This is a genomic window from Alcanivorax sp. IL2, from assembly GCF_047495475.1.
Classification (GTDB): Bacteria; Pseudomonadota; Gammaproteobacteria; order Pseudomonadales; family Alcanivoracaceae; genus Alcanivorax.
The window spans coordinates 2,225,983-2,248,460 of record NZ_CP179932.1; the positions used below are offsets into that span (position 1 = coordinate 2,225,983).

Here is a 22,478-nt window from a genome sequence, read left to right on the forward strand (position 1 = left end):
TGGCGATGAAAATACAATATTGAGCCCGTGTTGCAGCTTGAAGCTTGTAGCTTGCGGCTTATCAACAACGCAGGGGCAACATGATCCGACCCGGTATTTTCTTTCGCGGCATGGCCATGGGCGCAGCTGATGTGGTGCCTGGGGTCTCTGGTGGCACCCTGGCGTTGATCACCGGCATTTATGAAGAGTTGATCGATACTCTGGGCGGGCTGACGCCGCGTTTGCTGAAGGTATGGCACCAGCAAGGCGTTGTGGCGTTCTGGCAACAGGCCAATCTGACGTTTCTGGTGACGCTGCTGGCGGGAATATTCACCAGTATTGCCGTGCTGGCTCGTCTGATCACCTGGTTGTTGGACACGCACCCGGTGCCGGTATGGGCGTTCTTCAGTGGCCTGATTCTGGCCAGCATCTTCCTGGTATTGAAACCCCTGCGAAAGCGGGGCCCGGTGCAGATCGCCGCCTTTGTGGCGGGCACTGGCATTGCCGTGGCCATCGGGCTGGCGCCGGCGCTGTCAGCGGTGGGCAGTGGTGCAACGGTGTTCTTCTTCAGCGGCATGCTTGCCATCTGCGCCATGATCCTGCCCGGCATTTCCGGCAGTTTTATCCTTCTTTTACTGGGAATGTACCAACCGGTGCTGGAGGCAGTGAAGCAAGGTGAGATACCGTTGTTACTGGCCTTTATAGCCGGCTGTGCCATCGGGCTGTTGAGTTTTGTACATGTGCTCAAATGGACCCTGCACCGATATCACGACACCGTGATGGCCTTGCTGGCCGGGTTCATGGCCGGGTCGTTGCTGAAGCTGTGGCCCTGGCGGGTATCGGGTGAACAAGGTCTGGAAGATCGTTGGTTGTCACCGGCGCAATATGCCAGTGAAACCGGTGACGGTTCGCAATTGGCATTGGCCCTGCTGGCCGCGCTGGTCGCGGCAATGCTGGTGTGGCTACTGTATCGGCTGGCGCCAGTGCATAATGTTGCGCAGGATTCGTAAGTATTGAATTTCCGGTACCGTAATCCGGTGCCATTTCGAGGGAGTGGTTAATGGCGTGCCAACACCCGACAGGTAGCGACTCATTCTGATGCGTGTCCTGGCGACGGCATTGATCTTCGTGATGGTAAGCGGCTGCAGTGCGGGAAACTTTGCACCGGTCGTTGATATCTATGGTCAAGAGCCGCGAACCAGCAAGGTCACCGCTGGCACCCATGAAGTGCGCGGGGGAGAAACCTTATATTCCATCGCCTGGCGTTATGGTTGGGACTATCGTGAGCTGGCCAGGGCCAACAGGATTCCGGCGCCCTATACCATCTATCCGGGGCAGCGTATTTCCCTGGCGCTGAAAGCGCCCTCCAGCGGTACTTCATCGGCCTCCTCAAGTACCAGTAAACCGGCACCGAAAGCCCAGGACAAACCCACCAGCAAACCGGCACCCGCCAAGCAGCAAAAAACACCTGCGCCCAAACCCTCTGCGACTGCTTCTGCAGGCTCCACGGTGGGCCCGGTGAGCTGGCGCTGGCCGGCAGGCGGGCAGGTGGTAGAAACCTTTTCCAGTGACAACCATGGCCGCAAGGGCATTGCCATTTCCGGTAAAACCAACAGCCCGGTAGTGGCAGCGGCGGATGGGCGAGTGGTGTATCGTGGCAGTGGCCTGACCGGTTACGGCAATCTGTTGATTCTCAAACACAGTGATCGCTGGCTGAGTGCCTATGCCCACAATGACAGGATGCTGGTCAAGGAAGGAGATGCGGTAAAGGCCGGACAGCAGATCGCCGCCATGGGAGCCACTGGTACTTTCCGTACCCAGTTGCACTTTGAAATTCGCAAGGATGGCAAACCGGTAGATCCGCTCACCTACTTGCCCAAGAAATAACGCCTCTGCTTACCAATGGAACCCATCCATGACCAGTGAAACCCGCCGGGAACACCGCCTTTTGATGATTGCCGCATTGGCATCAATCTTTACGGCGTTGCTGCTGATCGCGGCCAAGACGGTGGCCTGGCTAATGACCGGCTCGGTGAGCCTGCTGGCATCGCTGGTGGACTCGGTGATGGATTCGCTGGCCTCGCTGATCAATTTCTTTGCCATTCGTTATTCTCTGGTGCCTGCCGATGAAGAGCACCGCTTTGGCCATGGCAAGGCGGAAGCGCTGGCGGGGTTGGGGCAGGCAATTTTCATTGCCGGCTCGTCAATATTCCTGATTCAGCAGTCCGTTTTCAAACTGATGGATCCGCAACCGATTGAGCAGAATGCCGTGGGGGTAGCAGTGATGGTGTTTTCCATCGCGCTGACCTTCGGACTGCTGCTGATCCAGAAATTCGTGGTCAGAGAGACCGGCTCAACCGCCATTGAGGCTGATTCACTTCACTATCTGTCAGATCTGTCAGTAAACGCCGGGATCATTCTGGTGTTGGTGGTCAGCCAGTATGGTTTTCTGTGGCTGGATGGCGCCATGGGGTTGGTGATTGCCTTGTTTATTCTTTACAGCGCCTGGTCGATTGCCGGCGAGTCCATTCAGTTGCTGCTGGATCGGGAGATTCCCGGTGATGTGCGGGATGTAATCGGGGCCATTGTGGCGGAACACGCCCCGGCACTGGGGTTTCATGACCTGCGTACCCGCCAGTCTGGCCGCACCCAGTTTATTCAGTTACATGTGGATATGGATCAGAACCTGTCGCTCCGTGAGGCCCATGACCTGGCTGAGCGTATCGAGCAGGGGATCCGGCAGGCCTATCCGGCGGCGGATGTGATTATCCACCAGGATCCGGTGGCGGTAGGCCCCAGCGTGCCGGTGGCACGCCCCCATCACAGCGATTCCTGATACGCGTTTGCTGGCCGCTTGTTCTGTGCGGTCAAGCCTCCCTGTCAGAGTAAACACATTGTATTCATGTGGTCTTTTGAGTAGCTTCAAGGCTGTGTTTTTGCGTTGAGGACAGACCATGAAAAGCCAGCTTCAGGCGCGGCGGGTTTCCGCCATCTGGCAACAGGGCATGGCCCGCCGGCGGTTTCTGAAATGGGGCCTGCTGGGCTCCGCAGGTGTGGCGGCTGTGGCCGCCGGGGGCTTCGCCTTCTTGCGCCGTTCCCCCCTGGACAAGCAAGCGGCTCCGGCCTGGGCACAAGGCTTGTCTGAGGCGGAATACCATCTCTTCAACCGGGCACGCCAGGTACTGTTGCCCGTTGACGGCACCGCTTTGCTGCCCAGCGAGCAGGTGCCAGTTGTGCAGAATGTGCAAACCCTGTTGGGGCATTTGCACCCACTGACGCGAAAGGAGGTGGCGGCCGGCCTGGGTCTGTTTGATAACGCTGCGGTGTTCACGCTAGGCAGCCGTTTTGTCGATTTGAATGATGAGGATGCCCGTGCCTATTTCGATAGCTGGGGGCAGGGCAATGTGATCCAGCGGACCCTGGCCACCGTTATCAAGCAGCTCGTCTATAGCGCCTACTGGCAGGATTCCGCCACCTGGCCACCCACTGAGTTCGATGGGCCGGTGAGTGACAAGTGGGGGCTGGAGTATCTGGGCAATGCACCGCTGCCGGACAGTGTTACTGATGGGGAGGTGCGGGTATGAGCGACGTGAAGTGGCAGGCATCCGGCTTGCGAGTCCATCAGGCCAGTGATGTCAGCCGCGATCATCTGCAGCTGGAAGCCGATGTGGTGATTGTCGGTTCTGGCGCCGGTGGGGCAGTCAGCGCTTATGAGTTGGCGAAACGGGGATTCAAGGTACTGGTGCTGGAGGCCGGTCCTTATGTGCCGTCCAAGGACTTTACCGAGAATTTCACTGACAGCCTGGACACCCTCTATCAAGATCACGGCAGTCAAAGTAACAGCGACGGCGATTTGCTGGTGCTGCAAGGGGCCTGTGTGGGTGGCTCCACGGTGGTCAATGGCTGTGTCTGTTTCCGAACCCCGGACTTTATTCTGCAGGACTGGCAGCGGGATTTCGGGCTGAATGAACTCACCGTTGACGAACTGGCGCCGTATTTCGACGAAGTGGAAAAGAACCTGGCTGTTCATGATAACGGTGAGCATGAAATTCCCCAGCACGGTCGTCTGATCCGCGCTGGTGCCAATCGACTGGGCTGGTCGGTGAAACCGCTCAAGCGCAATATCCGCCAGTGCGGCCTTACCGGACATTGCCTGTCCGGCTGCAAGACCGAGCGTAAGCAATCCATGCTGGTGACCTATCTGCCATGGGCGGCGGCTCATGGGGCGCAGATATACGCGGATACCCGGGTGGAAAAAATCCTCACCCGCGAGGGTAAGGCCAGTGGCGTGGAGGCGATCATTACCCGTCACGATGGCACGGTGGCGGCAACGCTGTCGGTGTCTGCGCCCCGTGTCATCCTGGCCGCCGGGGCAGTGCAGACCCCCTTGCTGCTGCTCAAGAGCGGGCTGGCAAATCGGTCCGGACAGGTGGGCAGAAACTTTGCCTGCCACCCCTCCCTGTATGTGCCGGCCCGTTACCCGGAGCCGGTGTACCCCTGGCGTGGGGCCATGCTGGGGGTCTATGTGGATGAATTTATGCATCCGGACAAGGGTGGGTTTGTGCTGGAAGATGGCGGGGCAGGGCTGGTAGAGCTGACCATGGCCGCAGAACCCGGCACCGGCAAGCCGTTTATGGATTATATGGCCAATGCCAAATATCTGGCCGGGCTGGTGACACTGATCCATGATCATAATGTGGGCAGCATCGAATGGGATGGCGAGCGTAAAAAAATCAACTACCAGCTGAGTGATATTGATTTCCCCTCCATGCAGCGGGCGCTGAAGGCCGCCGCCAGGTTGCACCTCGCTGCTGGAGCCAGCGAAGTCTATGTGCCTGCCAGCGATCAGCGCGTCATCCGCAGCGAGGCCGATATCGACAGCCAGGTGGACAGCCTGGAAAACCAGCCCCAGCATCTGCGCATGGTCAGCTACCATCCACAGGGTACGTGCCGTATGGGGGCGGACCCGGACCACAGTGTGGTCGCCGCGAATGGCCAAAGCCATGATGTACCCGGCCTCTATGTGGCCGATGCCAGCCTGTTACCCACCTCTATCATCGTTAACCCTCAGATCACCGTGTATGCCCTGGCGACACGCATTGCCCGCCATATGGGCTGATTCAGTGCCTTCAACAGCCTGCCCGGGGGTGGCTGACAGGATGTCGGTTGCTCCCGGTCACTGGGGCTTTGGCGTTTGTAACGGTTTGTTATAGACTGGGACCTGCATCCGTGGCCTCATCGCGGCGCCTGACGTAAGCCTTTGCCGCCACAGACAATTTTCTTCAGTCGGTCGTATTGCCTGATACGCCGCTTCTTCAGAAAATTGCCTGTGACAACAAATTCTTGCGCCATGCATCCACACTGAAGCCACGGATACAGGTCACTAGAAATTACCGCTCCACCAATAACAACAAGGACCCAAAGGAACAGGGTCTGCCCAGGAGAGGGTTAGATGAATAACAACAAGCGTGCGCCGCTGCCCGGCTTTCTGGCCGGTCTGGAGCCGTTGAGTCGTCGCAGTTTTTTGCGCAGCTCCGTGCTTGCCAGCGCCGCAGTTACCTCCGGTTGTGCCAGTATGTTCGGGCGACGAAATGCCCCGCAAGCGCTGCAATATCATAGCCTCAATCAGGACGAAGCCCGGGTTATCACCCGCCTGACCGAGGTCATGCTACCCACCGCCAGTTATGGGCTGCCATCCAGTACCGAGGTCGTGCCGACGGTCAAGAATGTGGACGCCATGACCCAGCGTATGCCCCAGCAGACCCGCGAGTTGCTCGGCCTGGGCATCTGGGTGTTCAACAACCGCCCCATGGTCAGCTTCAAGTTCAGCCAGTTCACCTCCCTCTCCGATGACAAGGCGCTCGATTACGTTAACGCCATGCAGGAAGGGTCGTTCTTCGAGCGTGGCCTGATGACTACGCTGAAAGCGCTGGTGGCATTGAACTACTGGCGTGATGAGCGCACCTGGCCGGGGCTGGAATACCATGGCCCGGTGACCGAAGTGTGGGGCGTGCGGCGTCTGGGTAATGCACCGTTGCCGCGAGCCTGACAGGGGGAATTATGGCTTTTGTACGTGTCGCCCGTGACGGTGTCCCCGTCACCGAGGCAAAGGATGTGGCCCTGGATGCAAACCTGGGCAAACGCTTCACCCTGAAAACCGATGTGGTGGTGGTGGGCTCTGGTGCTGCCGGTTCCATTGTGGCCTATGAAATGGCCAAAGCCGGTCGCGATGTACTGGTGCTGGAATCCGGCCGCTATTACCCCAGCTCCCAGTTTACCGAACACCTGGGCGATACCATGACCAAGATCTATCAGGATCAGGTCGGCCAGGTAAATACCACGGCGGACATCATTTTCGTCCAGGGCGCCTGTGTTGGGGGTTCCACGGTGATCGGTGCCTGCGTGATGGAAGAGCCCGGCGATGCAGTGCTGGATGGCTGGGCGAGCCGGTATGGCCTGGAGAATCTGTCGGCGGAAAAATTCCGGCCTTACCTGGATGGTGTGGCCGACCAGTTGCAGATCCATATCAACGAGGCTCATGAAATCAATGCCTGTGCCCACAAGGTGATCCAGGGCTGCGAGAAAATGGAGTTTTCCTGGAAACCGGCCCAGCGCAACGTGAAGCAGTGCGCGCTGACCGGGCACTGCCTGGCCGGTTGTCCTTCTGACCGGAAAATGAGCTCTCTGGTGACGCATTTGCCCTGGGCTGCCGCCCATGGCGCACGAATTTTCTCGGATACCGAAGTGGTACGCGTGCTTACCCGTGATGGTCGTGCCCGTGGCGTCGAAGCGCGAATTACCGACCCGGACAGCGGTGCCCACGTGGCCGACATGCAGGTGGATGCGGACATGGTGGTACTGGCCGCTGGCGCTATCCATACACCGCTGATCATGCAGCGCAGTCAGGTGGAAGATCGCAGTGGCCAACTGGGTCGCAACCTGTCCATTCAGCCCTTCACCCAGGTACTGGGAAAGTTCAAGGAGCCTCTTTATGGCTTCCGCGGTGCGTTGGTCGGGGTGCAGGTGGATGAATTCACCCGCACCGATGGCTATACCATCTTCTCGGGGTTGGCAGAGCCGGAATCCCTGCTGGCTCAGGGTGACATGAAGGCGGGCAAGGCCCATATCGACTTCATGAAGAACTACAAGTACTACGCCGGTGTGAATGCGTTCAGCACGGACCAGGGCAGGGGATACGTGGAATGGTCCGGGGACGCCTATAGCGGCGACAAGACCATTCACTGGAACCCGAACCGGGAAGAATTCAACAATATGAAGGCGTCTGCTGCTCTGGCGGCGCGTATCTTCTTCTCCGGCGGCGCGGAAAAGGTCTACATGCCTACCTTCCAGAACCTGGAAGTGGATTCGGTCTTTGCGCTGGATGAAACCCTGGACAAGGTGGATTTCGGCCTGAAAGGCATGTACACCTTCCGGGCCAACAGCTTCAGCCCCCATGGTACCTGCCGGATGGGGTCTGACCCCTACGAGGCGGTGGTGGCGCCCACGGGGCAGGTGTATGGCACAGCAGGCCTGTTCGTGGCTGATGCCAGCCTGATCCCCGAACCCATGACGGCGCCGGTACAGTGGACCGTGCAGGCGCTGGCTCAGTATGTGAGCGACAAGATCAACGAGAACGCGCACAGCTACTTTATCAGTTAACCAGGAAACAGCCCCGAGACGGAACGCTAGGCGTTCCGTCTCGGGGCTACCGTTCTTCCTGAGTGTATGGCTAGCTTCCAGCCTGACCCCGTTTTTTCTCTTCTCAGTAAACTCTGTGCCCTCTGTGGGAAAAAATGATTTCCTGCTGGTAGCCACGACGCAAATCGCGGCCCCCACGGCGTCATTCGCCATCCCCGCCTGTGCTAGCATTGATGCCCTAATCGGCACGTCATTTCAGGAGAGTCATCATGCCGGGTTACGAATTCGCAACCACCCATCGTGTGCTGGTAGAGGCGGGCGCCGCCGGCCGTCTGCCCGGGCTGTGTCAGGAGCGTGGAGCCAGCTGGGTACTGCTGGTCACGGATCCGGGTATCCGCAGCACGCCACTGCTTGGCCCGGTGGAAGACAGTTTTCGCCAAGCCGGTATGTCGCTGACCATCTTCGATCAGGTCAGCGCTGATCCAGCCGATACGGTTGTGCTGGATGCAGCGCGGCAGGCCAGAGAGGCGAAAGCTGACCTTGTGATTGGGTTCGGTGGCGGTTCATCCATGGATGTGGCCAAGCTGGTGGCGTTGCTGGCGCATCCGGATGCCAGTCAGCAACTGTCCGATATCTACGGGGTAGGCCTGGCCACAGGGCCGCGCCTGCCGTTGATACAGGTGCCCACCACGGCAGGAACCGGTTCGGAAGTTACCCCGGTCGCTATTGTGACTACCGGTGCTACCACCAAGGCGGGTGTGGTAGCACCCTCCCTGCTACCGGATCTTGCCGTGCTGGATGCGGAGCTGACCCTCGGCCTGCCGGCCCCTGTGACGGCTGCCACCGGTGTGGATGCCATGGTCCATGCCATCGAGGCGTACACCAGTGCTCACAAGAAAAATCCTTATTCGGATATGCTCGCCCGCGAGGCCTTGCGCCTGTTAGGCGATAACCTGGTGACAGCAGTGAACGATGGCAGCAACCTGGCGGCCCGTGAAGCCTGTTTGCTGGGAGCGATGATGGCCGGGCAGGCGTTCGCCAATGCTCCGGTGGCCGCCGTGCATGCGCTGGCCTATCCGCTGGGTGGGCATTTTCATATTCCCCATGGTTTGAGCAACTCCCTGGTACTGCCCGAAGTGCTGAAATTCAATGCCGAGGCGGCTGCGCCTCTGTACGCAGAGCTGGCGCCGATTCTCAGTGATCGGAGTTTTACTGATGCCAGAGGTGGTGCCGAGGCACTGATTGAGGCGCTGGAGGCTCTGATCCATGCGGTTGGATTGCCCGTGCGTCTGCGCGATGCCGGGGTTAGCGAAGATAGCCTGGAAACTCTTGCAGCGGACGCAATGCTTCAGCAGCGTTTGCTGATCAACAATCCACGGGAAGTCTCCGAGGCGGATGCTCTGGCGATCTACAAGGCGGTGTACTGATGGCAGAGAAGGGCAACCGGCCTGGTCGTGATGCGTATGGGTATCTCTGCCCGGTGGACAGCCGCTGGAGCGACAACGATATCTACGGCCATATCAATAACGTGGTTTATTACAGCTATTTTGATTCCACCATCAACCGCTATCTGATTGAGCGCGGCGGCCTGGATATTCATGATGGCGAGCATATCGCCTATGTGGTCAGTTCCGGTTGTGATTATCTGGAAGCCGCTGCTTACCCGGACTCGTTGTCAGTGGGCATGAAGGTGGACAAGTTGGGTAACAGTTCAGTGCGTTATGGCCTGGCACTGTTCGGTGCTGAAGGGCCGGCCAAGGCGACCGGTTTTGTTGTGCACGTTTTTGTGAATCGGGAAAGCGGTCGACCGGTATCGATCCCGGAACCGTTGCGCGCAGCGCTGGATAAACTGATCTGACAGACAGATTCGTTTTACCTTTAAGGTCTCTCTAATGGGCAGAGGATAAAGTAGGGTGCACTGAGCCTGAGGCGAACTGCACCATTAAACGCCGGATCGGTGCAGTTCGCCTTAGGCTCAGTGCACCCTACGGATACAAAAAAGCCCGGCCTTTTGAGCCGGGCTTTTTTATGGCCGATCGTTATGATCAGTTGGGGAAGAAGTTCAACTTGTAGTCTCCCTTCCAGGTTTCCACATTCATGGCACCAAAGTTCATGCCCTTGGCAATCAGCATGATGCGCCGTTCCAGTTGGCTGTCGCCCAGCTGGCTGGATTTCACTTTCACATCCTGCACATCGCCATTGGGAGCAATCACCAGGTAAAGCACCACAGTGCCTTGCAGGGCCGGGTTGCTGCGCAGCGCCCGCTGGTACTGGCTATTGAACTTGCCAGCGTAGCGATCGAATACGCGCCGCAGCTGCTCCTGGGTACGACGGCTCTTGCCATCGCTGCCCTTGCGACTGGTGCTGGCAGCCTGGCCGGATTCGGCAATCTTGCTGTCCACCTTGCCGGCGCCAACAGTGCCAGCGGACAGGGTGCCACCGCCGCCACCGCCGCTGGAGGCCCTGGCAGTTGCCACACCGCCGGAGCCGGTTCCGGCACGCTTGCCGATCAGATCTCGCTCGGCCTTGGCTGCGCTATCGCCGCCGGTACGAAGGTTGTCGCCGGAATTCACCAATGGGCCGATATCATCCAGACCCGCCAGGGAATCGCCAAGATCTTCTTCCAGTCGAGCCTGGGCTTTTTCCCGGGCCTGTTCCCGCTGTGGTTCGACGGGGTCGGGCTTCGGTTGCGGTTTGGGCTCCGGTTTGGGTTCTTCCGGTTCCGGCTCTTCTTCCTCGGGTTCAGGCTCAGGCTCCGGTTCGGGCTCCGGCGGCGGCGGTTCTTTTTGCTTCTCAAGGACCAGCTGCGCCAGACGTTCCGGGATTTCCTGTTGTTCACGCGGGTCCGGTTTCTCGATGGTGACCGATTCCACCACAATCATCAGCAGCAATGACAGAATCAGCAGAATGATAATGATGCCGTAAAGGCGCCGGTCTTCCCCCTCTTGTTTGTCCCAGGGCAGGGAACCATCGATGAGTATGCGCAGTTTGTTGTTATTGTTCTGCGTCATTCAGACTCCTCCTCTGCCACTTTCAGGACAGCAAAGGCGACCTTGGTGTAGGGCGTCTCCATGCAACTGCGCATCAGTTTCTTGATGACGGCATAGGGCACATCCCGGTCGGCCTGAATCATCACTTCCCGTTCGTCTTCCGGGTTTATCGCAATAGCGCGGGAAGCCCGGAATTTCAGCTCTTCCACCAGGGCATCGACGGTACGTTCTTCTTGCACTTTAACCGCTTGGGTATCGGCAATTTTACGGCCATCGATAATCACATTAGTGGCACTGACCTGGATGATCAGAACATCGTTGGGCAGTTCCTGTGCGGTAGATTCCGGTAGCTGAATATCCTGATCTTCCGGTAATTTGGCAGCGTTGTTGTTATTCACCAGCAGGAAGATCAGCAGGATGGTGAAGATATCCATCAGTGAAGTCAGGTTCAGGGTGGCAACCATCTTGTGGCGGCCATGGTGACGGGCCATACGGCGGGCGCGGGCGGATTTCTTCACGCGTCACCTCCGTTACTGCCAGTCTGATCCTGTGGCGCTGAACCGATGCTGATACTCGGGAACAGCTCTTTCTTGATGGTCTGGCCATTGACCTGCGTGTTGTACAGGCGCACGGCATCCATGGTGTGGATCATCACCTCATAGGGGGTGTCATCCTCACAGAGCAGGGTTATGGCGGTTTCCTCGGGAAACTTTTCTTTCAGTGTCACCAGATAATCATGCAGGGCGGCACTGTCGTGATCCTCGCCCTGATTATCGACAATTTTCAGGACGGCACTGGTGTTACGGTCCACCACTTCATAGCGGTTACCGTAAATCAGCACTTCCAGCACCAGCTTGTCTTTTTCGTCGTCTTCCGAAGGTGGACTGCTTTCATTCACCGCCGGCAGGTTCAACTGCAGGATGGAGACCTGCGCGAAGACCGCGTTGATGAGCAGAAAGGGAATCAGCACTACCATCAGATTCAGAAAGGCAGTGATGTTCAGTTCCACATCGGTGTCGCGCGAACGTCGTCTGCGAAATCGCATACCAGATCCTTACACCAGATTGGCGAAAACAAGAAAGTACGGCTTACTGGCCGTCGTTCTTGCGCTCTTGCTGGGCAGAAACCTGGCGGAAGACGTTAACGAATTTCACCGAGGCCATTTCCATGCTATCCACCAGTTTGCCGGCCATGGCGTTGATAAAGGCGAAGGCCAGCAGCATGGGGATGGCGGCAATCAGGCCGAAGGCGGTGGTGTTCATGGCAACGGAAATGGAGGCGGAAAGCAGGTCGGCTTTCTGGGCCGGGTCAGCACTGGCCACCGCGGTAAAGGCGCTGATCAGACCGAGAATGGTACCCAGCAGGCCGAGCAGGGTGGCGATGTTGGCAAAGGTGCCGATGTAGGGGGTGCGGGCTTCCAGGCGTGGGATGATTTCCATCAGGCCTTCTTCCATGGCCAGCTCGATATCGTCATGACGCTTGGCAGTCTTGGCGCGCTCCAGGCCGTAGCCGATGACTTTGGCCATGCCTGTATTGCTGTTGCTGACCACATCCAGCGCCTGGCGAAATTGGCCCTTGGCGATCAAAGGATAGACGTCTTTCCAGGTTTTCTGGTTCTTTGCCTTGGTGGCCTGGAGGTAAATGATTCGTTCCAGGGACAGGGCAAGGCCCAGGGCCAGGACGACAAGAATGGGGTACATGAAGAAACCGCCATCCTGAATAAAGGTAATGGCGGTCTCGACAACCCCAGAGTTCTGGGCGGCGGTGGTGGTTGGCATGGACTTCTCCTGCGGTATTCCTGTTAGTGTTATTGTTTCGCGTGCAGCAATGCCGTGGTGGTGGCTGCTACACCTTCCCCAAAGCGCCAATTTTTATCAGAAAAAAGGCGTGGGCGCATCTAGTGATATCGGTTGATGTGCTATTTCAGGAACAGATCATCATTATCCGGCTCCTGATTAAGGAGCTGGTGATACTCGATTTCCCGCATCAACACCTCCTGGTCCAGGGGCTCAAGTACCCGGTTTAGCAGGGAAGAGGTGGGATCTTTTTTCTCCAGCTTTACCTCCCGGTCCTTCCAGGGCACCACGTTGAGCACCGTGGGGGCTTCCTGGGTGCCGATCACATTGGTTGACGCTTCCTGGCCATCGCCTTCAGCGTGGCTGACTGTGGCGCACATGAGGGCGGTGATCACGAGTAAAGGGCGCATCAGTTCAACTCTCCATTCTTGTTACCGGCATCCTGGTCCGCCACTGGCTGGCTGGGAGCGTCCGGCGCTCTGCGCTGCAGGTCTACAATCCAGTTGGACACGTTCTCATCCGGCAATTTCTGCAGGTTCTGGTAGGCCTGAAAATGTTCCAGTGCCAGTTGCAGATCCTGCAGGTAAAGCTCGGCGAGAACCGCCAGGTTGAAATGAGCGCGAGCATATTTCGGGTCCAGAACCAGAGCCCGCTCATAATGGATACGGGCGTCATCGAACTGGCCCTGCTCACGTAATGCCAAGCCCAGCCCATTGTGGGCATAGGGATTGGCATCATTGATGGCAAGGGATTGTTCGAAAGCCTGTTGTGCCTTGGCGTAGTCTTCCTGTTCCATGTAGATCAGACCCACATTGAGCTGAGGGCCGGACAGTTGCGGGAAACGCTCACCCAGGGAGCGGAACATCACCAGGGCTTGCTTGTCTTTGCCAGCTATTCGAGCCTGCAATGCACGGGCATATTCCGCCATGGCCTGCTCGGCGATCTTTTCTACCTTGGGATCATGGGGTACTGGCGGAATATGAATGGCGTCACTGTCGGCGGCAGCGCCACCGTCTTTCTGTTGCTCATATTTGCTGGTGCCGCCCTCGCCGGAGCCCTCCAGCCCGATGCCGCCTTTGCTGGCGCAGCCTGACAGTGCCAGGACGGCGAGCAGTGCGGTGGCCGCGCCCAGGCGGCCACGATCAGTAAATGATGTCCACATAGCTTTCTACCTGTTCAAACTTCGCATAGCGGCCTGGGATCAGTTCTGCCAGAGCGCCAAAGCTTTTCTTTACCCACTGGTCATAAATATCGTCGGTGACCAGATTGGTATTGGCGATAAGGATGTCGATAGCCTGGTCCTCGTAGGGGAAGGCCTTGTCTTCCAGCAGCATGGTGTACTCTTCGAGCTCCAGTTCATCCAGCCCGTTCGGGCGTTCAGATGCGATCAGGTCGCGGGCCAGTACCCGATACATTTCGCCGATTTTGTAGTTGGCGGCGGTGGCATATTCCGCGACGCCAATGTCAGCGACTGCCTGGTAATCCGCCAGAGCTTTTTTCATGACGGCGGTCTTGGCGGCCAGGGAGGGTTTCAGCGGCTGCGTAAGGGTAATGCGTTTGAATTCCGCGAAGTTGGGTTCTGCCAGGGTAAAGCTGGCGTAGGCAGCCAGCCAGGCAACCCGGTCATTGGCTTCACTGCCGGCTTGGCGGTAGCTGGTCACCAGTTGTTGCAGCCAATGGTTTTCCCGCTCGCTGTTGCCGGTTTTCCGATTCAGCTCTACCAGCCGGAACTGCGCTTCAGAGCGGAAATCGTAGGGTTGTGGCCATTCCTGTAGATACTGCTGGTAGAGGGCAATGGAGGCCTGGGGCTGTTCGGCCCGGTCCTGCATTTCCGCCGCTTTCCATAACGCCTGGCGGGAGAGCTCCGGATCGTCGCCTTTGTAATTGGCGGCAATCAACTGTAGCTCGCCGGCTGCGGCGGTGTAGTTGCCCTGTTTCTCGTAGGCAATGGCCAGCTTGTCGGGGATGGTGTCGGTGAGCGGGTCGTCGGGGTAGCGCTGACGGAAGGCCTCCAGAACCGGGATGGCATCGGCGCCGCGGCCCTGGTTGATGAACAGGGTGGCGGCATCGAATTCGGCATTCTTGCGAACCGCCGCTTCCGGCACGGCCTGGCCAACACGCAGGAAGGTGGCAGCGGCGATATCCAGGTTACCCTGTTCCTGCTGCTGCTCGGCCTGGCGGTAAATGCTGACCGCCAGTTTCTCCCGGTATTGTGCGCGTTGTTTGGCGGACATCTGCATATCGAGCAGTTTGCCGTAAGCCATTTCGGCCACTTTGAAACGGCCCAGATCGAATTCACCGTTGGCAATGGTGGCCCAGCCATAGCGCATCAGCTCGGCGGAAGGGGGCGGTTGTCGATTGACCAGAATGCCTGCGGTTTTCACAGCGCCTTCCACGTCACCCAGCGCCAGTTGGTCCTCGGCGGTGTCATGCAACACATTGGGGACTTCCGGGTGTTCCGGGAAGCGTTGTCCGTATTGCTGGGCGCTGGCGATTTTCTTGGTCCGCCAACTGCTTTCCTGTTCCTCGTCCGGGTTGCTGTCGAGAATCTGCTGGTAGGCTACCAGGGCGTTGAAGGCGGCATCACCGCCTTTTTCATAGCCTTGGTACTGATAGGCCGTACGTTCAAACTCGCTGATAGCGGCAGGGAAATCCTCGGCGGCGTAGAGCACTTCCGCATAGCGGTGATTAACCTTGCCCTGGTCTTCGCTCGGAGGAGGGGTGTCCAGGTATTCCTGGTACCAGCGCGCCGGGTTGCGGTAATCCCCCGGGTTGCCGGATTTCTGGGCCAGCACATGGTGGTATTCGGCCAGGTCGAGAATATGGCCCTTGAGCAGCGATACATACTCTTCACGAATATCGGGATGGCGGACCCAGTAATCGCTGTTGATCCCATAATGCTGAATGAATTTTTCCTTGGCCGGCAACACCAGGGTAGGGAAGCCACCTTTCTGGTAGGCGTCGATCTGCAGACTGGAGAATTCCGGTGCCAGGGTGGAATCCGGGTACACCTGGACAAACATGTCGAAGGCTTCTGCTGCATCGCGGAAGCGCTCCTGGCTCAGGTAGACCTGGCCCAGGGAGCGATAGATATCCGGTTCGTAATCCCGCTTGCCGTTGCGAGCAAACCATTTTTTCACCGACTGTGGACCATCCAGGTTACTGAATGCCAGGCTCACCACGCGCTGGGTGTCGGCGAACAATTTATTTTCCATGCTGGTGTCGTCATTGAGCTCACTGGCGCCATTCAGGGTGTCCAGCAGGGTAAAGAAGCTGGCCTGGGCCAGCTCGTAGTCGCCCAGTTTGTAATGGCTCCAGCCATGCTTGTAGAGCGCCTGGCTGTAGAATTCATTATTCGCGCCGCGGTTGATGACGTCCGCGTAGGCTTTTTCTGCGTAATCGTAATCACCGTCCGAGAACAGCATTTCGCCCCGACGGAACTGGGATTCCAGTGCCCATTCGCTGTTTGGATACTGCGCTACCAGGGCGTCCAGGCTGGCGCGAGCCTGTTCCAGGTTGCCATCCATGGCGTAGGCCTTGGATAACAGGTAATAGGCTTCGGCGCGCTGCTCCGGGTCGTTGGTGCTGTTAAGCAATTCCTGATACAGGGCGATGGCGGTGTTGTAATCCACGTCCTTATCGGCCAGCGATGGCGCCATGGTGCCGGCCAGATCCAGCAGCGCCAGTTTGCGTTCGGTATCCGGTGTGGTGTTCACCTGCTCCATGGCGTTGTCGTAGACGAGTTTGTCCACTTTTTGTTCGAGACGCTCGTTGTCGGCGTCTTCAATACCCATTTCCTGTTCGGTGGCGGAGGACAGGGCCAGATCCGCCATGCGCCGGAGGGTCTTGGCTCGACGCTCCGGGTCGTCGAACAGCTCAGCGGCCTGCCGGTAGCTGTTCAATGCATCCTGGGTGCTGGCACTTTCCAGTTGCTGTTCTTCGATGATGATGTCGGTGCTTTCCAGATCCGCCAGGGTTGTCCCCCCGAAACGGGCCTGTTGCTCCAGTGTGCCGTTCTGCGGTGCAGACGCGCAGCCGCCAAGAGCAATGATTGCGGCTGCCAGCCCATGCAGGCGAAATCGGTTCACGATCCTGTCCTCTGTTTGCTGCCGTCGGATGCCGAAGAGTCCTGCAGGCGGGCAACGGCCAGATGGGCCTCGGCCAACTGGTCTGCCAGTTTCTGCTGGTTGGCCAATAGCAGCGCAAGGGCATCGGCCTGCATGCTCTTTTCCAGAGCCTCTAGGGTGTCTTCGGTAAGACGCTTTATTGTTTCAATTCGCTGGGTCTGCTCGGCCAGTCTTTGGCCAAGGTCGTCCCGGGTGCGCAGAGTGGCATCACGGATCTGCTGTTGTACGGCAGCAATTCGTTCGCCCAGAACACTGCTTTCTTCTCGTAATTGGGTAGCAGCTTGCTCCTGTTTTTGCCGTTGTTCTATCGACTGGTGAGCAATATCCCACAACAACAGGCCGCGTACTTTGCGTAAACGAAGGGCATTGGCATGGCTTGAGCCGGGCAAAGTGCCGAACTGGCGTGCCATGGCATCCACTTTCTTCCACATGATGGCCTGTTCGGCGTTGGCCACGTCTTGCGGTTTACTCATGTCGACAAAGTTGGGGATCGCTGCGGAGACCTTGTCACTGGCCAGGGCCAGCTGTTCCTGTCGGCTCATGTGGCGGGTCATTTCGCCGCGCACATGGGGCAGGTTGCGGCTCAGGCTTTGCTGCTGGATTTGATAGGTTTCCTGAAGCGCAGGCAGTGACTGCTGCCATTTCTCTACCATGCTCTTGATCTGGTGAATCTGTCGGTAGTGCTCGAAGCGTTGGGCAAAGGCGTTGCTGGAGAACAGCTTGTAGAGATAAGAGAGTTCATTGCCCTGGGCCAGATCACCACTATTGGCTGGCAGCAGGCCGGCCTGATTACCGTCTTCCGGTAGCAAGGCTTCCGACCAACCGGGTTTGGCGATGTTGTCGATGGCTTTCTGGATATCTTTCAATGCCTGACGGTATTCCGAGGCGGCATACTGGTAGCCGGCCAGGGCCTGGGGCAGACCTCCGAGCTCTTCGTAGGCACGGGGGGCCAGCATGAGCGCTTCCTGCACGGAGGGGTGGCTGCTGTTGCGGCGTACCGCTTCCAGCCACAGGGGCAGGGCGCGTTTTATCTCGCCGGCCCGGTAATTGGCCAGTCCCAGGGCGAGTAAGGCATCTTCGGAGAAGGGACCGTCACTGCGGACTTGGCGCAGGTCTGCACGGGCGCTTTGCAATTTACCTTCTCTCAATTCGGTCAGGCCGGATGCCAGAGCGGCCCGATCGCGCAGGGCGAGAGCCTGGTCAGAACTGCCACCGGCTTCCAGCAGGGATTTGAGCAGGGCTACCCCCTGTTCACGGTGACCGCCGCGAATCAATGCCACGCCCATGTTGTAAGTGGCGTAGCGGCCTTCGTCCGTGCTCAGGGGAACGGAGTGCAGATAATCCAGGGCGCCGGCAAAATCTTCCTCGGCCATGAAGATATTGGCCAGCATGAGACGTCGGCGGGCGTCGTCTGCCGGATCCAGGCCTTCCACGTTTTCGCCGTCCAGAATCATGGCGGCTTCCGCCAGATTGCCTTCACGATAGTGCAGAGCGGCCTTGTGCAGCCAGGTCTGGGCCCGGGTGCGGCTGAGAATGTCCTTTTCCAACAGGCGGTTGAAGATGACCTCTGCCTTGCCTGGCAGGCCATAGGTTACATAGAGATCGCCCAGCAACAGCTCCGCGTAGTCGGTGTCCTCATTGAATAGGGCCTGCTGCTGATTGACCAGCAGCGTGTTGATGGCATTGAAGTTGGCATGACGATAGTAGTCGAACATGACCTCGCCAAAAGCCAGGTAGCGGTGCTCCTCTTGGCCAAGAGGTATCGGACCTTCGTTGATATCATCGAAGAACTCGACTTTTGCCGCCTGGACGGGGGACAACAGGGTGGCGAGGCACGCCGCGACCAGCCACCGTTTTCGCCGCACCTGTGTCATTGCTGATTCCACTCACGGAATTCAAACTTGTGTTGCTGCTTGTTCAGGTCGTCCACCACCTGCATTTCCACCATTTTCTTGCCGGCACCCTTGGTGAAGGTATAGCTGGTGGTTTTCTGGTAATCCTTGCCGAGTGGATCATAGCCGGTGATGGTGGCTTCCATGACATGGCGGCCACTGGCCAGGTTACCGGTGTAAAGACGTTGGATGCCGCCCTTGGTGAGGGCCTCGAATTCCTGGTCACTGTAAAAATGGTAACCCACGTGTTGGCCATCAATGGTCAGATTCACGTCGACCAGGCGGATCGGCGTACCCACATCCACGGAGACAAAGATGCTGGTTTGTGGGCTGGCATAGAGGAGCTCCTGCTCGAGCAGGGTGAGGTCCCGGTTCAGGTCCAGGGCTTCGCTTTTCAGCTGGCGGATCTGCTCGGACAGACCATCGTCATCGGCGGCGCTGGCGACCGTACACAGGCCGATAAGGAAGGCGCCGCACAGGGGCAAGAGTGCTTTCATGGGGTGGCGATCGCTTTGTGTTGTTGTTATTGGCCGGTAACCGGCTGGCGTAGTGACTAGTTGTAATCAGAAGAATGCCTTAAATCAAGGGGAACAGTCAGTCATTATTGGCCGTGAGAGCCGATTTTGGTGGCTTCTATAGTCAAGGAATTGCGTTTAATTGCTATGAAATTGCCATTATTGCTGATGAATGCCCTGAATCAGGCTGGTTTGCAGGGGGATTGGACTCTGACGCCAGTGGCGGGTGGCGACACCGCCCGTAGTGGCGTGCTCGAGGATGGCGTGAGTCGTTATTTTGTTAAACAACATCGCAACCCTCTGTTGCTGGAAGCGGAAGCGCGTGGCCTTGAGGCGCTGGCAGCAAGCCTGAGAGTCCCCAGGGTGGTGCACTGTTACTCATCCAGTGAAGGCGGTGTGCTGATTCTGGAGCACCTTCCTATTGCTTCCCTGACGGGAAGCAACCAGTGGATGGCCGCCGGAGCAGCGCTGGCTTGCCTGCACCGGGTTGAAGGGCCTGCCCGGTACGGCAGTCACCCGGATAACTTTATCGGCGCCAGCCCGCAGAGCAACGCGGACCACGGTGACTGGATCACCTTTTTTACCAACGAAAGGCTGGCGCCCCAGCTGCAACGGGCCACTCAGCGGGGGCTGCCGCCAGTGGCTGCGGAGCGCACTGCCCGGGTCATCGAACAACTGGACCGCTGGCTTCCTTCCCGGCCGCCCTGTGCCCGGGTGCACGGTGATCTGTGGCAGGGCAACCTGGGGCAGGTGAACGGGGAGCCGGTGTTCTACGATCCGGCCTGTTATCATGGCGATCCGCAGGTGGATCTGGCCATGTTGAACCTGTTTGGCGGTGTGCCTGCGGCGTTCTATCAAGGCTATCAGGCGGAGTATCCCTCTACGTTGCGATACCAGGCCTGGCCCGTGTATGACCTGTATCACTGGTTGAATCACTACACTCTTTTTGGTGGCCAGTATGCCCGGGCAGTGGATGACACTGCCCGCCGCTTGCTGGCCTCCCGTTGACAGGAAAAGCGATGCAGATTATTGCCGATGCCAACATGCCGGGACTGGAAGCCTTTGACGCCTTGGGCACGGTGACCCGGGTGGATGGTCGAAGCCTGACTCGACAGCAGTTGGGTGATGCCGAGGTGTTGCTGGTGCGGTCGGTGACCCGGGTGGATGACGGGTTGCTGGCTGGATCCCGGGTACGGTTTGTGGGCTCGGCGACCATCGGCACGGATCACGTGGATCTCGGCTATCTGCAGGAGCAGGGCATTCGCTTCGCTCACGCCCCGGGTTGCAATGCCCGAGCCGTGGCGGAATATGTGCTGCAGGCAGTGCTGCGGCTCTGTCAGGCAGGTAACCGTTCCCCGCTGGGGGCAACGGCGGCGGTAGTAGGGCTGGGCAATGTGGGGCACCGGGTAGCCGACTGGCTGTCCGATCTGGGCATGATCGTGCGTGCCTGTGATCCGCTTCTGGCAGAACAGGGCTATGAGGGCCCCTACGAACTGGAGCCCCTGGATGCCATGCTTGATGCGGACCTGATCACCTTGCATGTACCCCTGACAGACAATGGCAATCACGCCACCCGCCATCTGCTGGATGCGGGCCGGCTGGCACAGCTGTCTTCGTCGCAGATGCTGATCAATACCTGCCGGGGGCCGGTGATCGATAATCGGGCTTTATTGGCGGGGCTTGATACGGGTCGAGGGCCGGCTACCATTTTAGATGTCTGGGAAACCGAGCCACGGGTGCCCCCTGCGTTGTTCAAGCAGGTCCTGCTCGGCTCACCGCATATTGCCGGCTACAGCGCAGAGGGCAAGCTCAAGGGGACCCAGATGCTCTATCGCGCGTTCTGTGACTGGCTCGACGTGACGGCGCAACCGGCGCCGATCTCGGCAGGTAATGAGATCATTACGCAGCCGGTGGCGAGCGAAGAGGATTTGCTCAGGGTGTTGCAGATAGCGTATCGGTTATCGGAGGATCACAGGCGGCTCGGTGACAGCCTTGCCTCGGCGGATCCCGGCAAGGCATTTGACCGGCTGCGCAAGGAGTACCCGTTGCGTCATGAGCTCCATGATTGGCGTTACCAGGGGGATATTACTGCGCCCTGGCAGCCGATCATGCGCCGGCTTTTTGCGCCGGCGTAAACGGTTGGGCAGAAGCCTGACTGTTTTTTTCAAGGCGCTGGAATGCTTGCTGGATCATGGCTTCTGTAATGGGAATTTCCCGGCCCTGCTCATCAATGATGGCGGCCCCGTGGAAATTCTTGCCGGGTTGCTGGCTGTCGAGATTCATGGCTGCATCCCCTTGAGTCTGCATGATTGGGTCGTTTATTTAGGCGCTGACCACCGTGGACAGCAATGCCATTTTTGTATCTGGATATGACCGCTTTATGAAAGTCGACGAAAGTCTCTGCCTCGGTGTTCTGGTAAACCCCTACGCGGGGCTTGGTGGCAGCGTGGCCCTGAAGGGTAGCGATGGCGAGGCAACCCGTGACGAAGCGCTGCGACGCGGTGCCGAGCCCCAGGCCCCGGCCCGCATGACCCGCGCGCTCAAGGCGCTTGCCGAGGCGCAAAATCTGACCGTGCTGACCTGGGCCGGCGAGATGGGTGAAACTAGCTGCCGTGAAGCCGGACTGTCCTGCCAGGTCATCGGCCAATCCGTCATGCCCAGTGGTCCGCAGGATACCCGCAGGGCGGCAGAGGCTCTGAAAGACGCGGGAGCGGAAATGATCCTTTTCGCCGGCGGTGACGGCACAGCTCGGGATCTGGTGGATACCCTGGGGCAGGGGACACCGGTACTGGGCGTTCCGGCCGGCTGCAAGATGCATTCCGCAGTCTATGCCATCAACCCGGAAGCCGCCGGTAGCCTGCTGGCAGAACTGGCTACCGGCGAGCTGGTTGGGCTGGAGCTGGCAGAAGTCCGGGATATCGATGAGGACGCTTTCCGCGAGGGGGTTGTCCGTGCTCGGCATTATGGTGAGCTACAGGTCCCTGCTGAAGCCCGTTACCTGCAGCAGGTAAAATGTGGCGGCCGCGAAGTGGAAGATCTGGTGGTCACCGAAGTGGCCGCCTGGATAGCGGATAGCCTGGAAGACGATACTTTTTACCTGATGGGCTCCGGTTCTACGGTGGCAGTGGTGATGGAACAGCTGGGTCTGGAGAACACGCTGCTGGGTGTGGACCTGGTCTACAACCAGGAAGTGGTTGGCCGGGATCTGGGAGCACGGGCGCTGCTGGAGCAGATCGGTGATGCGCCTGCCAAAGCGGTGATCACCGTGATTGGCGGGCAAGGGCACCTGTTCGGTCGTGGCAACCAGCAATTCAGCCCGGCCCTGATTCGCCGCCTGGGCAAGGACAATATCCAGATACTGGCTACCCGCACCAAACTGAAGACGCTGGAAGGACGGCCACTGCTGGTGGATACCGGCGATGCGGAACTCGACCGGGAGCTTTGCGGACTGTGGCCGGTGACTACCGGGTATGAGGATCAGGTGTTGTATCGGGTAAGCACGGAGGCAGTTAACAGTGAATAGTTAACAGTTAACAGCGCC

At 58.6% G+C, this 22,478-nt stretch carries 22 protein-coding genes; 12 read left to right on the forward strand and 10 right to left on the reverse strand.

Features of this window, described 5'->3' with window-relative positions:
- Positions 1 to 80: 80 nt before the first annotated feature.
- The 9 genes from ACMG4N_RS10385 (at position 81) to ACMG4N_RS10425 (ending at position 9,475) form a co-directional block, all read left to right on the forward strand.
- Positions 81 to 989 carry a DUF368 domain-containing protein gene (locus ACMG4N_RS10385; protein WP_414431570.1) on the forward strand — a complete coding sequence of 303 codons (909 nt, stop codon included), beginning with the start codon at positions 81 to 83 and terminating at the stop codon, positions 987 to 989.
- Between the two features lie 88 nt (positions 990 to 1,077).
- Positions 1,078 to 1,866 (forward strand): peptidoglycan DD-metalloendopeptidase family protein, encoded by a 789-nt coding sequence (locus tag ACMG4N_RS10390; RefSeq protein ID WP_297763321.1) that lies wholly within the window; start codon positions 1,078 to 1,080, stop codon positions 1,864 to 1,866.
- 28 nt (positions 1,867 to 1,894) lie between these two features.
- A complete protein-coding gene (locus tag ACMG4N_RS10395) occupies positions 1,895 to 2,815 on the forward strand; it encodes a cation diffusion facilitator family transporter (protein ID WP_297763324.1) in 921 nt (306 codons plus the stop codon).
- A 118-nt stretch (positions 2,816 to 2,933) separates the two neighbouring features.
- Complete coding sequence (locus ACMG4N_RS10400) at positions 2,934 to 3,563, forward strand: hypothetical protein (protein WP_414431573.1); 630 nt, start codon at positions 2,934 to 2,936, stop codon at positions 3,561 to 3,563.
- A complete protein-coding gene (locus ACMG4N_RS10405) occupies positions 3,560 to 5,098 on the forward strand; it encodes a GMC family oxidoreductase (RefSeq protein WP_335625837.1) in 1,539 nt (512 codons plus the stop codon). Before ACMG4N_RS10400 ends, ACMG4N_RS10405 begins: the two co-directional genes overlap by 4 nt.
- Positions 5,099 to 5,431: 333 nt before the next feature.
- Positions 5,432 to 6,028: a transcriptional initiation protein Tat gene (locus ACMG4N_RS10410; RefSeq protein WP_297763338.1), complete on the forward strand. Its 597-nt coding sequence runs from the start codon at positions 5,432 to 5,434 to the stop codon at positions 6,026 to 6,028.
- 11 nt (positions 6,029 to 6,039) lie between these two features.
- Positions 6,040 to 7,638 (forward strand): GMC family oxidoreductase N-terminal domain-containing protein, encoded by a 1,599-nt coding sequence (locus ACMG4N_RS10415; RefSeq protein WP_297763342.1) that lies wholly within the window; start codon positions 6,040 to 6,042, stop codon positions 7,636 to 7,638.
- A 248-nt stretch (positions 7,639 to 7,886) separates the two neighbouring features.
- Complete coding sequence (locus tag ACMG4N_RS10420) at positions 7,887 to 9,044, forward strand: iron-containing alcohol dehydrogenase (RefSeq protein WP_297763345.1); 1,158 nt, start codon at positions 7,887 to 7,889, stop codon at positions 9,042 to 9,044.
- Positions 9,044 to 9,475 (forward strand): acyl-CoA thioesterase, encoded by a 432-nt coding sequence (locus ACMG4N_RS10425; RefSeq protein WP_297763348.1) that lies wholly within the window; start codon positions 9,044 to 9,046, stop codon positions 9,473 to 9,475. Before ACMG4N_RS10420 ends, ACMG4N_RS10425 begins: the two co-directional genes overlap by 1 nt.
- Before the next feature lie 187 nt (positions 9,476 to 9,662).
- Here the strand turns inward: ACMG4N_RS10425 and ACMG4N_RS10430 are convergent, their stop codons facing one another.
- From ACMG4N_RS10430 to ACMG4N_RS10470, 9 genes are all read right to left on the reverse strand, one after another.
- Positions 9,663 to 10,628: an AgmX/PglI C-terminal domain-containing protein gene (locus ACMG4N_RS10430; protein WP_297763350.1), complete on the reverse strand. Its 966-nt coding sequence runs from the start codon at positions 10,626 to 10,628 to the stop codon at positions 9,663 to 9,665.
- Positions 10,625 to 11,125 (reverse strand): ExbD/TolR family protein, encoded by a 501-nt coding sequence (locus ACMG4N_RS10435; RefSeq protein ID WP_297763352.1) that lies wholly within the window; start codon positions 11,123 to 11,125, stop codon positions 10,625 to 10,627. Before ACMG4N_RS10435 ends, ACMG4N_RS10430 begins: the two co-directional genes overlap by 4 nt.
- Positions 11,122 to 11,652, reverse strand: a complete 531-nt coding sequence (locus ACMG4N_RS10440) for an ExbD/TolR family protein (protein WP_297763355.1) — start codon at positions 11,650 to 11,652, stop codon at positions 11,122 to 11,124. Before ACMG4N_RS10440 ends, ACMG4N_RS10435 begins: the two co-directional genes overlap by 4 nt.
- A 43-nt stretch (positions 11,653 to 11,695) precedes the next feature.
- Entirely contained in the window at positions 11,696 to 12,385 is a 690-nt protein-coding gene (locus ACMG4N_RS10445) for a MotA/TolQ/ExbB proton channel family protein (protein WP_297763358.1), read from the reverse strand.
- Between the two features lie 140 nt (positions 12,386 to 12,525).
- Positions 12,526 to 12,813: a hypothetical protein gene (locus ACMG4N_RS10450; protein ID WP_297763360.1), complete on the reverse strand. Its 288-nt coding sequence runs from the start codon at positions 12,811 to 12,813 to the stop codon at positions 12,526 to 12,528.
- Positions 12,813 to 13,565 carry a tetratricopeptide repeat protein gene (locus ACMG4N_RS10455; RefSeq protein ID WP_297763363.1) on the reverse strand — a complete coding sequence of 251 codons (753 nt, stop codon included), beginning with the start codon at positions 13,563 to 13,565 and terminating at the stop codon, positions 12,813 to 12,815. The genes ACMG4N_RS10450 and ACMG4N_RS10455 overlap by 1 nt, the downstream gene beginning before the upstream one ends.
- Complete coding sequence (locus ACMG4N_RS10460; RefSeq protein WP_297763365.1) at positions 13,546 to 16,491, reverse strand: tetratricopeptide repeat protein; 2,946 nt, start codon at positions 16,489 to 16,491, stop codon at positions 13,546 to 13,548. The genes ACMG4N_RS10455 and ACMG4N_RS10460 overlap by 20 nt, the downstream gene beginning before the upstream one ends.
- On the reverse strand, positions 16,488 to 18,404 hold the full coding sequence (locus tag ACMG4N_RS10465) for a tetratricopeptide repeat protein (protein ID WP_297763367.1): 1,917 nt from the start codon (positions 18,402 to 18,404) through the stop codon (positions 16,488 to 16,490). The genes ACMG4N_RS10460 and ACMG4N_RS10465 overlap by 4 nt, the downstream gene beginning before the upstream one ends.
- On the reverse strand, positions 18,401 to 18,919 hold the full coding sequence (locus tag ACMG4N_RS10470) for a hypothetical protein (protein WP_297763369.1): 519 nt from the start codon (positions 18,917 to 18,919) through the stop codon (positions 18,401 to 18,403). Before ACMG4N_RS10470 ends, ACMG4N_RS10465 begins: the two co-directional genes overlap by 4 nt.
- Before the next feature lie 165 nt (positions 18,920 to 19,084).
- On the opposite strand from ACMG4N_RS10470, the gene ACMG4N_RS10475 reads away from it, so the two are divergent.
- On the forward strand, positions 19,085 to 19,945 hold the full coding sequence (locus tag ACMG4N_RS10475) for a fructosamine kinase family protein (RefSeq protein WP_297763372.1): 861 nt from the start codon (positions 19,085 to 19,087) through the stop codon (positions 19,943 to 19,945).
- An 11-nt stretch (positions 19,946 to 19,956) separates the two neighbouring features.
- Complete coding sequence (locus ACMG4N_RS10480; RefSeq protein WP_297763374.1) at positions 19,957 to 21,072, forward strand: 4-phosphoerythronate dehydrogenase; 1,116 nt, start codon at positions 19,957 to 19,959, stop codon at positions 21,070 to 21,072.
- Here the strand turns inward: ACMG4N_RS10480 and ACMG4N_RS10485 are convergent.
- A complete protein-coding gene (locus ACMG4N_RS10485; RefSeq protein WP_297763376.1) occupies positions 21,044 to 21,244 on the reverse strand; it encodes a PA1571 family protein in 201 nt (66 codons plus the stop codon). The genes ACMG4N_RS10480 and ACMG4N_RS10485 overlap by 29 nt on opposite strands.
- Before the next feature lie 73 nt (positions 21,245 to 21,317).
- On the opposite strand from ACMG4N_RS10485, the gene ACMG4N_RS10490 reads away from it, so the two are divergent.
- The gene (locus ACMG4N_RS10490) at positions 21,318 to 22,460 is read left to right on the forward strand and encodes an ATP-NAD kinase family protein (protein ID WP_297763378.1); all 1,143 of its coding nucleotides are present in this window, start codon (positions 21,318 to 21,320) and stop codon (positions 22,458 to 22,460) included.
- Positions 22,461 to 22,478: the final 18 nt, after the last annotated feature.

Bases quoted from the DNA above. Each gene is read 5' to 3' on its own strand.
- ACMG4N_RS10385 (WP_414431570.1), top strand. From the start codon at position 81: ATGATCCGACCCGGTATTTTCTTTCGCGGCATGGCCATGGGCGCAGCT.
- ACMG4N_RS10390 (WP_297763321.1), top strand. From the start codon at position 1,078: ATGCGTGTCCTGGCGACGGCATTGATCTTCGTGATGGTAAGCGGCTGC.
- ACMG4N_RS10395 (WP_297763324.1), top strand. From the start codon at position 1,895: ATGACCAGTGAAACCCGCCGGGAACACCGCCTTTTGATGATTGCCGCA.
- ACMG4N_RS10400 (WP_414431573.1), top strand. From the start codon at position 2,934: ATGAAAAGCCAGCTTCAGGCGCGGCGGGTTTCCGCCATCTGGCAACAG.
- ACMG4N_RS10405 (WP_335625837.1), top strand. From the start codon at position 3,560: ATGAGCGACGTGAAGTGGCAGGCATCCGGCTTGCGAGTCCATCAGGCC.
- ACMG4N_RS10410 (WP_297763338.1), top strand. From the start codon at position 5,432: ATGAATAACAACAAGCGTGCGCCGCTGCCCGGCTTTCTGGCCGGTCTG.
- ACMG4N_RS10415 (WP_297763342.1), top strand. From the start codon at position 6,040: ATGGCTTTTGTACGTGTCGCCCGTGACGGTGTCCCCGTCACCGAGGCA.
- ACMG4N_RS10420 (WP_297763345.1), top strand. From the start codon at position 7,887: ATGCCGGGTTACGAATTCGCAACCACCCATCGTGTGCTGGTAGAGGCG.
- ACMG4N_RS10425 (WP_297763348.1), top strand. From the start codon at position 9,044: ATGGCAGAGAAGGGCAACCGGCCTGGTCGTGATGCGTATGGGTATCTC.
- ACMG4N_RS10430 (WP_297763350.1), bottom strand. From the start codon at position 10,628: ATGACGCAGAACAATAACAACAAACTGCGCATACTCATCGATGGTTCC.
- ACMG4N_RS10440 (WP_297763355.1), bottom strand. From the start codon at position 11,652: ATGCGATTTCGCAGACGACGTTCGCGCGACACCGATGTGGAACTGAAC.
- ACMG4N_RS10445 (WP_297763358.1), bottom strand. From the start codon at position 12,385: ATGCCAACCACCACCGCCGCCCAGAACTCTGGGGTTGTCGAGACCGCC.
- ACMG4N_RS10450 (WP_297763360.1), bottom strand. From the start codon at position 12,813: ATGCGCCCTTTACTCGTGATCACCGCCCTCATGTGCGCCACAGTCAGC.
- ACMG4N_RS10455 (WP_297763363.1), bottom strand. From the start codon at position 13,565: ATGTGGACATCATTTACTGATCGTGGCCGCCTGGGCGCGGCCACCGCA.
- ACMG4N_RS10465 (WP_297763367.1), bottom strand. From the start codon at position 18,404: ATGACACAGGTGCGGCGAAAACGGTGGCTGGTCGCGGCGTGCCTCGCC.
- ACMG4N_RS10470 (WP_297763369.1), bottom strand. From the start codon at position 18,919: ATGAAAGCACTCTTGCCCCTGTGCGGCGCCTTCCTTATCGGCCTGTGT.
- ACMG4N_RS10475 (WP_297763372.1), top strand. From the start codon at position 19,085: ATGAAATTGCCATTATTGCTGATGAATGCCCTGAATCAGGCTGGTTTG.
- ACMG4N_RS10480 (WP_297763374.1), top strand. From the start codon at position 19,957: ATGCAGATTATTGCCGATGCCAACATGCCGGGACTGGAAGCCTTTGAC.
- ACMG4N_RS10485 (WP_297763376.1), bottom strand. From the start codon at position 21,244: ATGCAGACTCAAGGGGATGCAGCCATGAATCTCGACAGCCAGCAACCC.
- ACMG4N_RS10490 (WP_297763378.1), top strand. From the start codon at position 21,318: ATGAAAGTCGACGAAAGTCTCTGCCTCGGTGTTCTGGTAAACCCCTAC.